The organism is Streptomyces sp. NPDC090025 (assembly GCF_044748125.1).
In the GTDB taxonomy this organism is placed as follows: domain Bacteria; phylum Actinomycetota; class Actinomycetes; order Streptomycetales; family Streptomycetaceae; genus Streptomyces.
In genome coordinates, this window is record NZ_JBIVFL010000028.1 from 1 (window position 1) to 13,363 (window position 13,363).

Consider the following 13,363-nt stretch of genomic DNA (forward strand, 5'->3'; position numbering starts at 1 on the left):
CGCCTTTACGTCCGGACACCCCCACCCCCACTCCGACCCCGACCCCCTCCCGCCGGACCCCTGGCAACCGGGCCCGGGTGGGTGGGCCCCCGCCCGCTGGACGGGGAGGGTGAGGTGGGCGGGGTGGGTGGGCCCCCGCCCGCTGGACGGGGAGGGTGAGGGTGGACTGGGGGCGTCCGCCGGAGGGAGAGGTGGGGGTGGAGGGGGTTAGAGAGTCAGGAATGCCTTCACCGTTTGTTCCAGGAGCTGCGCGCCGTCCCGTGACCACAGCTCCTCGTTGAAGAGCTCCACCTCGATCGGGCCCGTGTAGCCCACGTCGTCCAGCAGTTTCGACCAGGCCGTGAGGTCGATCGAGCCGGTGCCCAGTTGGGCTCGGCCGTTCAGGACGCCCGCCGGGAGGGGGGTGGTCCAGTCGGCGAGTTGGAAGGAGTGGATGCGGCCGGTGGCGGCGGCGCGGGCCACGGCCGACGGGGCGCGGTCGTCCCACCACAGGTGGTAGGTGTCGACGACCACGCCCACCTGCTCGGGCGGGAAGCCTTCGGCGATGTCCAGGGCCTGGTCGAGGGTCGATACGGCGCAGCGGTCGGCCGCGAACATCGGGTGGAGCGGTTCGATCGCCAGCCTGACCCCGTGGTCCCCCGCGTACGGGGCGAGGGCGGCCACTCCGTCCGCGATGCGGGCACGGGCGGCGGCCAGGTCGCGGCTCCCCGTGGGCAGCCCGCCCGAGACCAGGACCAGGGTGTCCGTGCCGAGGGCGGCCGCCTCGTCGATCGCCGCGCGGTTGGCCTCCTGCCAGCCGGCGGAGGTGAAGAAGCCGCCCCGGCACAGGGTGCTGACGGTCAGCCCCGCGTCCCGCACCAGCGCGGCCGCCGCCTCGACCCCGTACGCGCGTACCGGTTCCCGCCACAGCCCCACCGCCGGGACGCCGAGCCGCACGCAGTGGGCGACCAGGTCGGGGAGGCCGAGCTGGCGGACGGTCATCTGGTTGACGGAGCAGCGGTCGAGGTTCATCGGGAGACTCCGTACACCGTGAGGAGCGACCGCATCCGGGCCTCGGCGCGCTCCGGGTCGGGGAACAGGCCGAGCCCGTCGGCCAGTTCGTACGCGCGGGCCAGGTGCGGCAGCGAACGGGCCGACTGCAGACCGCCCACCATCGTGAAATGCTCCTGGTGGCCCGCCAGCCAGGCGAGCAGCACAACTCCCGTCTTGTAGAAGCGGGTCGGCGCGGCGAAGAGGTGCCGGGCCAGCGGGACCGTCGGGTCGAGCACCGACCGGAACCCGGCCGGGTCGCCCGCGTCCAGCGCCCGTACCGCCGTCGCCGCCAGCGGGGCCAGCGGGTCGAACACTCCGAGCAGCGCGTGGCTGAAGCCGTGCCCGTCGCCCTCGATCAGCTCCGGGTAGTGGAAGTCGTCCCCCGTGTAGCAGCGCACCCCGCGCGGCAGCGCGCGGCGCACGGCGATCTCGCGGTCCGCGTCCAGGAGCGAGATCTTGACGCCGTCCACCTTGGTGGCGTGTGCCGCGATCAGTTCGAGGAACGTCGCGGTGGCCTGGTCCAGGTCCCGCGAGCCCCAGTAGCCCGCGAGCGCCGGATCGAACATCGGGCCCAGCCAGTGCAGCACCACCGGCTCCGCCGCCTGCCGCAGCAGATCGCCGTAGACGTCGAGATAGTCCTCCGGGCCGCGCGCCACCGCCGCCAGCGCCCGCGAGGCCATCAGCACGGCCTGCGCCCCCGCCTCCTCGACGAGGGCGAGCTGCTCCTCGTACGCCCGTTTGATGTCTATGAGTGCGCCCGGCCCGGAGTCCGGCAGGGGCATGGGGAGTTGGTCGGTGCCCACGCCGCAGGCGATCCGGCCGCCGACCGTCCGCGCCTCCGCCGCGCTCCGCCTGATCAGCTCGGCCGCCGTCGGCCAGTCCAGGCCCATCCCGCGCTGCGCCGTGTCCATCGCCTCCGCCACGCCAAGGCCGTGCGCCCACAGGTGGCGCCGGAACGCGAGCGTCGCGTCCCAGTCGATCGCGACGGGGCCGTGAGGGGTGTTGGCGTCCGCCACGTCCGCGTACGGGTCCGCGACCACGTGCGCCGCCGCCAGGACGGTACGGGAGAGGAGTGCCCCTTCCCGCGGGTGGGCGGGCCGCCCGTCCGGACCCGTCGACGGGCCCGATGGCTGCTCCTTCGGTACGAGTCCGTCCCCCACGCGCGCGTGCGGGGTGCCGGAAGCCCGAGGGGCCGGTGCCTGCGCCCTTTCCTGCGGTACGCGCGCGTGCGGGGCCCCGGAGGGCTGCGGGGCCAGGGGGCCGGACACCTCCTGCGGTGCGCCCCGCTCGTACCGGCGGACTCCCCCGTCCTCCTGTGGCAGCCGGATCACAGCGCCACCTCCGGGACCTCGATGCGGCGGCCCTCCGCCGCCGACCGCAGCCCCAGTTCCGCCAGTTGGACGCCGCGCGCCCCCGCGAGCAGATCCCAGTGGTACGGCTCACCGAGCACCACATGGCGCAGGAACAGCTCCCACTGCGCCTTGAAGCCGTTGTCGAAGTCGGCGTTGTCCGGCACCTCCTGCCACTGGTCGCGGAAACCGGGGCCGGTGCCGAGCGGCAGGTCCGGGTTCCAGACCGGCTTCGGGGTGGCCGCGCGGGGCTGGACGCGGCAGCCGCGCAGGCCCGCGACGGCCGAGCCGTGGGTGCCGTCGACCTGGAACTCGACGAGTTCGTCGCGGTGCACCCGGACCGCCCAGGAGGAGTTGATCTGGGCCACCGCCCCGCCCTCCAGCTGGAAGATGCCGTAGGCCGCGTCGTCGGCGGTCGCCTCGTACGGCTTCCCCCGCTCGTCCCAGCGGCGCGGGATGTGGGTGGCGACCTGGGCGGTGACCGAGGTGACCCGGCCGAACAGCTCGTGGAGCACGTACTCCCAGTGCGGGAACATGTCGACGACGATCCCGCCGCCGTCCTCGGCCCGGTAGTTCCAGCTCGGGCGCTGCGCCTCCTGCCAGTCGCCCTCGAAGACCCAGTAGCCGAACTCGCCCCGTACGGACAGGATCTCGCCGAAGAAACCGCCGTCGATCAGCCGCTTCAGCTTCCGCAGGCCCGGCAGGAACAGCTTGTCCTGGACCACGCCGTGCCGGACGCCCCTCGCCTCCGCGAGCCGGGCGAGCGCGAGGGCGCCGGCCAGGTCGGTGGCGGTCGGCTTCTCGGTGTAGACGTGCTTGCCCGCCTCGATCGCCCGGGTCAGCGCGGCCACCCGGGCCGAGGTGACCTGGGCATCGAAGTAGATCTCGATGGAGTCGTCGGCGAGGACCGCGTCGAGATCGGTCGACCACTCACTGAGTCCGTGCTGTTCGGCGAGGGCCCGCAGGGCGGGTTCGCGGCGGCCGATGAGGACGGGTTCCGGCCAGAGCGTCGTGCCGTCGCCGAGGTCGAGACCGCCCTGCTCGCGCAGCGCGAGGATCGAGCGGACCAGATGCTGGCGATGGCCCATGCGTCCGGTGACGCCGTTCATGGCGATGCGGACGGTTCTGCGTGTCACGGGGGTCTCCTCCAGGCGAGACGGTGAGACGGCACGGGGTGGAGCAGAGAGGGGGCAGGGGGGCGGAACAGGTCGCGAGATGGCGACGGAAAGCGCTTTCTACAGCGGAGGACGCTAGCCTGCCGAGAACACCGCCGACAAGGGCCCTGGAGGTAGTACGCGATGACCGTCACCCTGGCGGACGTGGCAGCCCGCGCACAGGTCTCGCCCGCGACCGTCTCCCGCGTCCTGAACGGCAACTACCCGGTCGCCGCGGCCACTCGGGAGCGGGTGATCCAGGCGGTGGAGGAGCTCGACTACGTGCCCAACGGCCCCGCGAGCTCGCTCGCCGCCGCCACCTCGGACCTGGTCGGCATCCTCGTCAACGACATCGCCGACCCGTTCTTCGGGATCATGGCGGGCGCGACGCAGGGAGCGATGGGCGAGGGCGGCACCGGGCGCGGCGAGAAGCTCGCCGTGGTGTGCAACACCGGCGGCTCGCCCGAGCGCGAGCTGATGTATCTGACCCTGCTCCAGCGGCAGCGGGCCGCCGCCGTGGTCCTCACCGGCGGCTCCCTGGAGGACCCCGAGCACCTGGCGGCGGTCACGGCGAAGCTGGCGCGGCTCACCGAGGCCGGGACCCGGGTGGTGCTGTGCGGGCGGCCCCCGCTGCCCGGCGCCGCCGCCGCGACCCTCGCCTTCGACAACCGCACCGGCGGCCGGCTGCTGACCGAGCATCTGCTCGCGCTCGGCCACCGCCGGATCGGTTACGTCGCCGGGCCGGAGAACCGGACCACCACCCGGCACCGCCTCGAGGGCCATCGCGCGGCCCTCGCGGCGGCCGGGGTCGCCGAGGGGCCGACCACCCACGGCGGTTACGACCGCGCCGCCGGACTCGTCGCCGCGAATGAACTCCTGCGTATGGACCCTGAGTTGACCGCTGTCGTCGCCGCCAACGACACCGTGGCGCTCGGCGTCTGCGCCGCCCTGCGCGAGCGCGGTCTGAGCATCCCCGGCGACGTCTCGGTGGCCGGTTTCGACGACCTGCCGTGCGCCGTCGACGCGGTGCCCGCGCTCACCACCGTACGGCTGCCGCTGCACGAGGCGGGCGCGCGGGCCGGACGCCTCGCGCTCGGCACCGAGGCGGCGCCGCCGGACGGTCTCGCGACGATCCCGGCCGAGCTTGTCGTACGGGGCTCGACGGCGCCGCCCCGGGCGTGAGGCCCCCGGTACCGGGGTGCCGCGATACAGCGGTGCCGCCGCCGGGCCGGGTCCTGGGGGACGGGCCGGTCCGCGAGCGGGGCGCGATCTGGCAGACCCGGGTCACCGGGGACCCGGGTCACCGGGTCAGAGCGACACGCAGCCCCGGTAGTCGTCGCGGACGCAATCCTCCTGGTAGCCGACGGCCGCGAACGTCAGGCAGCCGAAGGCCAGCAGCAGCAGGTGGACGCAGAGCAGGATCCACGAGAACGTCCGGTGGGCACCCAGGTCGGGGCTCCGGCCGGGCAGCCAGCGCGGCAGCACCGCCAGCGCTCCGGTGAGCGCCACCGCGACGACTCCCGCCGCCGCCCAGCGTCCGTGCGTCCACTCCTGGCCGTTCACGGCATCGATCGCCGACGACATGCACCAGAAGGCCGCCACCACCAGGACTGCGCCGACGGCCAGTCGGACTCCATGGAGGGCGCGGGCCCGCGGCGTCAACGGCACCCATGGCCCCGCCGGAGTGACGCCCGTCGGAGCGACGCCCACCGGAACGAAGGGCCGTTGCCCGGCCCCGGCCGCGCCTCCGGCCGACCCCGCCGGTGCGGTCGGTGCGGTCGGGGAGACCGGTGCCGTCGCTGTGGTCGGTGCGGCGACTGGGGTCGGTGCGGTCACCGTGCTCGGTGCGGTCGCTGTGGCGACTGCGGTCGGCGCGGTCACCATGCTCGGTGGGGCGGCCGCGGCCGCGCGCAATGCCGCCCGCATCGCCCCGGCGTCCGGGTAGCGGTCCTCCGGCCTCACCGCCAGGGCGCGGGCGAGCACCGGGTCGAGTGCGGGGCCACCGCCGATCCCGTACGAGGCGAGCGTCGGCAGCCGCTCCTGCTGCTGGATGCTGATCGCGTAGGAGTCGGGGCCGTCGAACAGCGGGCGGCCCGTGACGAGTTCGAAGAGCACCACCGCCACCGCGTAGAGGTCGCACCGACCGTCGAGGTCGGGTGCGCCCCTGAGCTGTTCCGGCGCCATGTACGGCGCCGTGCCGACCATCATGTGGGCGCCGGTCAGAGCGGTGCGGGTGAGGGCGCGGGCGATGCCGAAGTCCGTCACCTTGGCGACGCCGCCCGGGGCCAGCAGGATGTTGGCGGGCTTGATGTCGCGGTGCACCAGGCCCCGCCCGTGGCTGGCTTCGAGAGCGGAAAGGACCTGGTCGGCGAGCCGGATCGCCTGCGGCACGGGCAGCCGCCCGTCGGCCCGCAGGTGTTTCTCCAGCGAGGGCCCCCGGACGAGTTCCATGACGAAGTACGGGACCGGCGGCCCGTCCGGCCGTGGCTCCTCGCCGACGTCGTGCACGGCGACCACGTGCGGATGGCCGAGCGCGGCCATCGCCTGCGCCTCGCGCTCGAAGCGCCGTACGAAGTCCGGGTCGAGCACCCGTGACGGCAGGATCGTCTTGACCGCGACGGGCCGGTCGAGTCTGAGGTCGTGGGCCCGGTAGACCTGGGCCATTCCACCGCTGTCGAGCGGTCCGTCGATGCGGTAGCGCCCTCCGGCCAGCGTCGCGCCGACATCGAACAAGTCCCCCATGGCGACGATCGTACGAGCGGGCGGGCGCGGAGGACCGTCGGCGGTCCTCCACAAGCGGAGTCCGCGCTACAGCCCGCCCAGGCCCGTCGCCTCCAGGACGGCCGCCACCGTCTCCTCGGCCGTCTGGTCCGCGTTGTCGATCCACACCCCGTCCCCCGCCAGTTCGGCGCGCATCGCCCCGTCCAGCCAGCCCCAGTCGGTGGTGAGGCGCTTGTCGCGGGCGTTGTTGCGTTCCCATGCCTTCGCCGGGCCGGGGGCGAGGACCACCACGTGCAGCGGGGTGTTCCTCAACTCGGCCCGGTAGAAGTCGAGGTGGGAGCGGCGGACCACCACGTCGTCGATGACCGGCAGGAAGCCCGCGGCGGCGAAGCTGTCGGCGAGGAGGCAGGCGTTGCGGGCGCGCAGCAGGATCTGCCGGTCGGCCTCGGGGTCACCGTCCGGGGTGGGCCAGTGGCCGCCGCTGACGATGAGCTCCTGGAGCTTGTCGACCTCGATCCGGGCGGCCCGTGCGGACCGGGCCGCGATCGCCGCCGCCACGGTGCTCTTGCCGCTGCCGGGGATGCCGACGACGAGGAGGGCGCCGGGCGCGGGGCGGAGGCTGTCGACGGTGATGTTCTCGAAGGTCATGCACGCTCTTTCGGACGGGGTTCGCCGGCCATCGGCGCGGAGGCCGGGACCGGCACGGACGTCGGCACGGACGTCGGCATCGGCGCCGTGACCGGTACGGACACCGGCACGGTAGCCGGGGGCGTCGGCCGCCGCCTTCGGATGTTCAGCGAGGCCAGTGCCACCCCGCCGACCAGGAGGGCCGCCGCGCCCCAGCGCAGCGGGGTCACCGACTCGCCGAGGAAGAGCGCGGCGGACGACATCCCGAAGACCGGGACGAGCAGCGAGAACGGGGCCACCGAGGACGCCGGGTGGCGGCGCAGCAGCCAGCCCCAGGCGCCGAAGCCGAAGACGGTGGTGATCCAGGCGACGTAGACGACGACACCGATGCCCGTCGCGTCGAGCGAGCGCAGCGCGGCCAGGTCCCGCTCGGGGCCCTCTACGAGCAACGACAGGGCGAGCAGCGGGAGTACGGGCACGGTGCTCACCCAGACCATGAAGTTGAGCGCGTCCGGCGGCGCGGCCTTGCGGGTGAGAACGTTGGAGACGCCCCAACAGACGGCGGCCGCGATCAGCAGGGCGAAGCCGACGAACGAGCCCGACGCCCCGCCCGATGACGCCTCGTCGAGCGCGGCGACGCCGATCCCGGCGAGGGCGACGCCCATGCCGACGAGCTGGACCCGGCCGGGGCGTTCGCCGAGCGCGAGGAAGGCGAAGAGCGCCGTGAACACGGCCTGGATCTGCAGCACCAGGGAGGACAGACCGGCCGGGGCGCCGAGGCTCATGCCGGTGAAGAGCAGCCCGAACTTGGCGACGCCGAGGGCGAGTCCGACCCCGAGCACCCACTTCCACGCCACCTTCGGGCGGCCGACGAAGAAGACCGCGGGCAGCGCGGCGACCAGGAACCGGAGGGCGGAGAACAGCAGCGGCGGGAAGTGGTCGAGGCCGATCTCGATGACGACGAAGTTGACGCCCCAGACGGCGGCGACCAGGGCGGCGAGGGCTACATGAGCGGGGCGCATACGTCGAGGATCACCCGACGTGACCATGTAGCACCAGCACGGATTCCTTCATGGTTGGATGAAGCACTGCTGCATTGTCACCCCTCTCCCTCCTTGGGCCCCGGAGGTCTTCGTGCTCGATCTCGGACGCCTGCGGGCGCTGCACGCCGTCGCCGTGCACGGCACGGTCGGCGCGGCGGCCACCGCCCTCGGCTACACCCCGTCCGCCGTCTCGCAGCAGATCGCCAAGCTGGAGCGGGAGACCCGCACCACGCTGCTCGAACGCAGCGGTCGCGGGGTGCGGCTCACCGACGAGGCCCGGCAGCTCGCCGACACCGCCGAGCGGCTGCTCGCACTGGTCGAGGAGGCCGAGGTCGGGCTCGAAGCGCGGCGCGGGCTGCCCGCCGGGCGGCTGCGGATCGGCTGCTTCGCCAGCGCGGCGCGCGGTCTGATGCCCCGGGTGCTCGCCGATCTGGCCCGCCGCCATCCCGCGCTCGACGCCCGGCTCACCGAGGTCGACCCGCACCTCTCGGTGGACCTGGTGGCGCGCGGGGTGCTCGACCTGGCGGTCGCGCACGACTGGGACATCGCCGAGCTGCCCGTACCGGAGGGGGTGGAGCAGGCGGCGATCGGGGACGACGGGTGCGACATCCTGGTGCCCAGGGCGCATCCGCTGGCCGGGCGGGACGGGGTGCGCCGGGAGGAGCTGAGCCAGGAGCGGTGGATCACCCAGCCGCCCGGCACGGTGTGTCACGACTGGCTGATGCGGACGCTGCGGGCCACCGGGTACGAGCCGCTGATCGCCCATCAGGCCGAGGAGAACCACACCCAGGTGGCCCTGGTGGCGGCCGGGCTCGGCATCGCGCTGGTGCCCCGGCTCGGGCGCGGGACGCTGCCGCCCGAGGTGGTGCCGCTGCGGCTCGATCCGATCCCGGTGCGGCGGCTGTGGGCGCTGTGGCGGTCGGGGGCGGCGCGGCGGCCTGCGATCACGGAGACGGTACGGACCCTGTGCGCGACCTGGCCGGACGTCGCGGCGATCGAGGGCTGAGCGCCCCGGCTCGAGTCGGCACGAGTCGGCGCGGGGTAGGGCCTGGGCGCGGCGCGGGGCGGGCACGGAGTGGGGTCCGGGGTCCGGCGCGGGGCGGGGCACGGGAGAACGGTTTCTGCGCGGATCCTTGACCTGGCAGTTAGTTTCCGGATATCCGTGACACCTTGGAAGTTTCCTTCACTCCGCCCTCCTCTCCCTTCTCCCTCTCCTCGTGAACGGCCGGAAGGAGCAGCAGTGCCCCACCCCTCCTCCCCCTCCCGACGCACCGTCCTCACCGTGACCGCGGCCTCGGCCGCCGCCGCCATGACCGGCGCGACCGCGCCCGCCGCCCTCGCCCACGACCGCGACCGCGACCGCGACGATCACCGGCACGACGACCGCGCGCTCATCGCCCTCATCTCCCGGATGTCCCTGGAGGAGAAGGTCGGCCAGGTCTTCGTGACCCGTTGCTACGGGCATTCCGCCACCGCGCCGGACCAGCAGGACGTCGACGCCAACCTCCGCGACTTCGGCGTCCGCAACGCCGCCGAGCTGATCGAGCGCTACCACGTCGGCGGGATCATCTACTTCGCGTGGGCGCACAACACCCGCTCCCCGCACCAGATCGCCGACCTCTCCAACGGCATCCAGCGGGCCGGGCTCGCCCAGGCCACCGGACTGCCGCTGCTCGTCTCCACCGACCAGGAGCACGGCATCGTCTGCCGGGTCGGCGAGCCCGCCACCCTGCTGCCCGGCGCGATGGCGCTCGGCGCGGGCGGCTCGGCCGCCGACGCGCACCAGGCGGCGGTGCTCGCGGGCGGCGAGCTCGCGGCGCTCGGCATCCGGCAGAACTACGCCCCGGTCGCCGACGTGAACGTCAACCCGGCCAACCCGGTGATCGGCGTGCGGTCCTTCGGTTCCGACCCCGCGGCCGTGGCCACGATGGTCGCCGCGCAGGTCAAGGGCTATCAGCGGGGCGGGGTCGCGGCGACCGCCAAGCACTTCCCCGGGCACGGCGACACGGCCGTCGACAGCCATGTCGGCCTGCCGACGGTGACCCACACCCAGGCCCAGTGGGAGGCTGTCGACGCGCCGCCGTTCCGGGCGGCGATCGCCGCCGGGATCGACTCGATCATGACCGCGCACATCGTGCTGCCCGCCTTCGACCCGAGCGGCGACCCGGCGACCCTGTCCCACCCGATCCTCACCGGCCTGCTGCGCGAACGCCTCGGCTACGACGGCGTGGTGGTCACCGACGCGCTCGACATGCAGGGCGTGCGGACCAAGTACGGCGACGACCGGGCGCCGGTGCTCGCGCTCAAGGCGGGCGTGGACCAGCTCCTGAACGCGCCGGACCTGCCGCTGGCCTGGAACGCGGTCCTGGCCGCCGTGCGCGGCGGGGAGCTGACCGAGGCCCGGCTCGACGAGTCGGTGCTGCGGATCCTGCGGCTGAAGGCCCGCCTCGGCCTGTTCGAGGACCCGTACGTCGATGAGGCCGAGGTCGACCGGGTGGTCGGCACCCGGGCGCATCTCGCCCGCGCCGACCGGATCGCCGAACGGACCACCACCCTCCTGGTCAACGAGGACGGTTTCCTGCCGGTCGGCAGGCGCCGCCACGGCAAGGTGCTCGTGGTGGGCGCCGATCCGGCGTCGCCGTCCGGCACCACCGGCCCGCCGACCACCACCCTGGCCGGTGCCCTGACCGAACTCGGCTTCACGGCGCGGGCGTTGTCCACCGGCATCGCGCCGACCGACGCGCTGATCGAGCAGGCGGTGGCGGCGGCCGCCGGTCAGGACCTGGTCGTGGTCGGCACGTACAACCTGTCGGCCACCAGCCCGCAGCGCACCCTGCTGGCGCGGCTCGTCGCGACCGGGGTGCCGGTGGTGACGATCGCGCTGCGCAATCCGTACGACGTGGCCTGGACGTCCGGGCAGCGCGCCACGCTCGCCGCGTACTCCTGGACCGATGTCGAACTCCGGGCCGCCGTACGGGTGCTGGCGGGCCGGGCGGAGCCGCGCGGGAAGCTGCCGGTGCCGGTGCAGCGCGCGGACGACCCGACGCGGGTGCTCTATCCGGTGGGTCACGGCCTGCGCTATCGCCGCTGAGCCGCCGGGCCAAGGAAAACAGCCCCGGCCCCCGGCCGCTCCTCTTCCGAGGGCAGCCGGGGGCCGGGGCCGTTGTGTCAGCCCTCGTCAGGGGCGGATGCCGTGCTCGCGGGTCGCGTCCTCGTCGACCGTGCGGTCGATCCGGGCGTCGAAGCGGGCCAGCGGCTTCGCCGCCTGCACGGCGGGGGCGGGCACGCCCGCCCAGGCGAGGATGCGGGCGGTGGCGTTGGCCTGCTCGGCGGGGACCAGACCGGCCACGTTGGCGCCGTGGTTGGCGCCCGGCGCGTAGTAGACGTAGCTGTCCTTCGCGCCCTTGCCGAGGCGGAACGGCTCGGCGCCCCACGGGTCGTCGCCGCCGTACACGAACAGCATCCGGTTCGCGTTGTGCCGGACCCAGCTGTCGACGTCGCGCATCACCCACGGCTTGAAGTGCATCGGGATCTCCCGCGGCACGAAGTTGCGGGCGGGCTGGTAGCCGTACCGGCTCAGGCCCTTGAGGTGCGGCTGCTTGATGGTGGGCGAGCCCAGCTCGGTGGCGGCCTGGTAGTAGTACGGGGTGTAGCCCTCAAGGCCCTGGTCGGTGTACGCGGCCCAGCCGGAGTAGGCGTCGATCGTCTCGTAGACGGTGTCGTCGCTGGCGGTCGCCGCGTCCGGGATCTGGTCGCAGACGCTCTCGCCGTAGTACTGCCGGAAGCCCCAGACGAAGTCGAGGACGACGGCCTCGAACGCCTTGTCCAGGGTGCCGACCGTGTTGAAGGTGGCGCCCTCGGCGTTCGCCCAGTCGGCGTACTTCTTCTCCAGCGGCCCGCGGCGCAGCAGCGCCTCGCGCTGCATGTTGTTCAGGCGGTCGCGGCACTCCTTGGTGCCGACCTTCTCGAAGAAGCGGTCGTAGGCCGAGTCCTCGTTGTTGACGACGTCGTTGGGCGCCACGTAGGCGACGACGCCGTCCATGTCCTTGGGGTAGAAGCGCTCGTAGTAGGTGGCGGTCATGCCGCCCTTGGAGGCGCCGGTGGACAGCCACTTCTTGCCGTAGATCTTCTTCAGCGCCGTGAAGATGCGGTGCTGGTCGCTGGCGGCCTGCCAGATGTCGAGCTTGGACCAGTCGGCGGGCTGCGGCCGGGACGGCGTGAAGAAGCGGTACTCCATGGATATCTGGTTGCCGTCGACGATCCGGGTCGGCTCGCTGCGGCTGGGGGCGGTGCTCAGGCCGTAGCCGCTGGTGCGGAAGACGGTCGGGCGCTCGGTGTCCTTGTGGAGGACGGAGATGCGCTGCTGGAAGGTGCCGGCCCACGGGCGCCGGTGGTCGACCGGCTGCTCGTAGTTGAGGACGAAGAAGCGGTATCCGGCGTACGGCTTCTCCTCGATGAGGCTCATCCCGGGTATCGCGAGCAGCCGGTCCTTGATGTCCGCGGTCTGCGGATCGGCGGCGGTCGCGGCGGCCAGGCCGGCCCGGCCGGTCTCCGCCCGGGCTGCCGGATCCGCGGCGGTGGCCACTCCGGTGGAGCCCACGGTGCCTATCAGCACCGAGAGCGACAGCAGCCATCTGAGCGACTTGCGCATGCGCACTCCCCTTGGTTCGCAACGGTGTCGCGAACCTAGCGGGGTGAACGTGCGGACCGCCAGACCTGGTTGAGCCTTACCTATGGCTCAGCACAGGATCCAGCCGGTCGCCGTGGACCGCCCGTCGACGGTGGCTCCGGCGCGCACGCAGCGGTTGAGGGCGTGCACGGTGACGGGCCCGGTCTGCCGCGCGTACCGGCCCTCGTTGACCGCCGGACGGCCGCCGCGCGGCTGGAGCGACACCTTCATCGGGCGCGGCGGGCCGGTCCGCTTCGCCACCGCGAGCGCGCACACATAGGCGCGGGTGCGGTAGAGCCGCAGCTCGCCGGTGGCGAAGCCGACCGTCCTGGTCGGCCGCCCGGCGCACACGGAGGCGGCGTCGGCGGTGCCGACCGACGGCCCGGCGACCAGCGTCAGACCGAGGGCGATGCCCAGGACGAGGGTGTACGCGGCGAGCCGCCGGACACCCTTCCGCACCGTTCCGCCGTACCCGCGCACGCTCGCCCTCCCCGCTCTCGCCGTACACGCGTACGACGCGGCGGGGGCCGTTTCGGTTTCACCGTCGCGAACGGCGGTCCGGGCGGGTGGGTGCCGGGTGCGGGTTGCGGTCTCGTCGGTGGTGCGGGGGTCGGGGTGGGTGGGCCCCCGTCCCGCCTTCGGGGAAGGGAGGGTGGGCCGGGGCGGGTAGGCCCTAGGTGTATTGCCCTGTGAGGTTGGGGACGCGGCTGGCGGGTGGTTTGCCTGTGAGTGCGGTGTGTCCGCGGTGGTGATTGTAGGTGTGCAGCC

Annotated in this window: 11 protein-coding genes; 3 read left to right on the forward strand and 8 right to left on the reverse strand. The window is 73.6% G+C overall.

What is annotated here, in order from left to right:
* Window positions 1–207: 207 nt before the first annotated feature.
* The 3 genes from ACIPXM_RS35365 to ACIPXM_RS35375 all read right to left on the reverse strand — a co-directional run bounded on the left by ACIPXM_RS35365 (window position 208) and on the right by ACIPXM_RS35375 (window position 3,517).
* On the reverse strand, window positions 208–1,011 hold the full coding sequence (locus ACIPXM_RS35365; RefSeq protein WP_401664243.1) for a sugar phosphate isomerase/epimerase family protein: 804 nt from the start codon (window positions 1,009–1,011) through the stop codon (window positions 208–210).
* Complete coding sequence (locus ACIPXM_RS35370) at window positions 1,008–2,192, reverse strand: dihydrodipicolinate synthase family protein (protein ID WP_401664245.1); 1,185 nt, start codon at window positions 2,190–2,192, stop codon at window positions 1,008–1,010. Before ACIPXM_RS35370 ends, ACIPXM_RS35365 begins: the two co-directional genes overlap by 4 nt.
* A 167-nt stretch (window positions 2,193–2,359) precedes the next feature.
* The gene (locus ACIPXM_RS35375) at window positions 2,360–3,517 is read right to left on the reverse strand and encodes a Gfo/Idh/MocA family protein (protein ID WP_401664248.1); all 1,158 of its coding nucleotides are present in this window, start codon (window positions 3,515–3,517) and stop codon (window positions 2,360–2,362) included.
* A 162-nt stretch (window positions 3,518–3,679) separates the two neighbouring features.
* Between ACIPXM_RS35375 and ACIPXM_RS35380 the strand changes: the two genes are divergently transcribed.
* Entirely contained in the window at window positions 3,680–4,717 is a 1,038-nt protein-coding gene (locus tag ACIPXM_RS35380) for a LacI family DNA-binding transcriptional regulator (RefSeq protein ID WP_401664251.1), read from the forward strand.
* A 126-nt stretch (window positions 4,718–4,843) separates the two neighbouring features.
* Here ACIPXM_RS35380 and ACIPXM_RS35385 read toward each other — a convergent pair whose 3' ends face one another.
* The 3 genes from ACIPXM_RS35385 to ACIPXM_RS35395 all read right to left on the reverse strand — a co-directional run bounded on the left by ACIPXM_RS35385 (window position 4,844) and on the right by ACIPXM_RS35395 (window position 7,905).
* The gene (locus ACIPXM_RS35385; RefSeq protein ID WP_401664254.1) at window positions 4,844–6,277 is read right to left on the reverse strand and encodes a serine/threonine-protein kinase; all 1,434 of its coding nucleotides are present in this window, start codon (window positions 6,275–6,277) and stop codon (window positions 4,844–4,846) included.
* A gap of 66 nt (window positions 6,278–6,343) precedes the next feature.
* On the reverse strand, window positions 6,344–6,904 hold the full coding sequence (locus ACIPXM_RS35390) for an AAA family ATPase (RefSeq protein WP_401664256.1): 561 nt from the start codon (window positions 6,902–6,904) through the stop codon (window positions 6,344–6,346).
* Window positions 6,901–7,905: an EamA family transporter gene (locus ACIPXM_RS35395; RefSeq protein WP_401664259.1), complete on the reverse strand. Its 1,005-nt coding sequence runs from the start codon at window positions 7,903–7,905 to the stop codon at window positions 6,901–6,903. Before ACIPXM_RS35395 ends, ACIPXM_RS35390 begins: the two co-directional genes overlap by 4 nt.
* Before the next feature lie 112 nt (window positions 7,906–8,017).
* Between ACIPXM_RS35395 and ACIPXM_RS35400 the strand changes: the two genes are divergently transcribed.
* Window positions 8,018–8,932: a LysR family transcriptional regulator gene (locus ACIPXM_RS35400; protein ID WP_401664262.1), complete on the forward strand. Its 915-nt coding sequence runs from the start codon at window positions 8,018–8,020 to the stop codon at window positions 8,930–8,932.
* 303 nt (window positions 8,933–9,235) lie between these two features.
* Window positions 9,236–11,017, forward strand: coding sequence for a glycoside hydrolase family 3 protein (locus ACIPXM_RS35405; protein WP_401664271.1), 1,782 nt, complete (start codon window positions 9,236–9,238; stop codon window positions 11,015–11,017).
* Window positions 11,018–11,104: 87 nt separating this feature from the next.
* Here the strand turns inward: ACIPXM_RS35405 and ACIPXM_RS35410 are convergent, their stop codons facing one another.
* Window positions 11,105–12,577 (reverse strand): aminopeptidase, encoded by a 1,473-nt coding sequence (locus ACIPXM_RS35410; RefSeq protein WP_401664265.1) that lies wholly within the window; start codon window positions 12,575–12,577, stop codon window positions 11,105–11,107.
* An 87-nt stretch (window positions 12,578–12,664) separates the two neighbouring features.
* Window positions 12,665–13,075, reverse strand: coding sequence for a hypothetical protein (locus tag ACIPXM_RS35415; RefSeq protein WP_401664268.1), 411 nt, complete (start codon window positions 13,073–13,075; stop codon window positions 12,665–12,667).
* Between the last annotated feature and the right edge of the window lie 288 nt (window positions 13,076–13,363).

Coding starts and splice junctions, on each gene's coding strand:
- ACIPXM_RS35385 (WP_401664254.1), bottom strand. CDS start 6,277: ATGGGGGACTTGTTCGATGTCGGCGCGACGCTGGCCGGAGGGCGCTAC.
- ACIPXM_RS35380 (WP_401664251.1), top strand. CDS start 3,680: ATGACCGTCACCCTGGCGGACGTGGCAGCCCGCGCACAGGTCTCGCCC.
- ACIPXM_RS35365 (WP_401664243.1), bottom strand. CDS start 1,011: ATGAACCTCGACCGCTGCTCCGTCAACCAGATGACCGTCCGCCAGCTC.
- ACIPXM_RS35390 (WP_401664256.1), bottom strand. CDS start 6,904: ATGACCTTCGAGAACATCACCGTCGACAGCCTCCGCCCCGCGCCCGGC.
- ACIPXM_RS35410 (WP_401664265.1), bottom strand. CDS start 12,577: ATGCGCAAGTCGCTCAGATGGCTGCTGTCGCTCTCGGTGCTGATAGGC.
- ACIPXM_RS35405 (WP_401664271.1), top strand. CDS start 9,236: ATGACCGGCGCGACCGCGCCCGCCGCCCTCGCCCACGACCGCGACCGC.
- ACIPXM_RS35395 (WP_401664259.1), bottom strand. CDS start 7,905: ATGCGCCCCGCTCATGTAGCCCTCGCCGCCCTGGTCGCCGCCGTCTGG.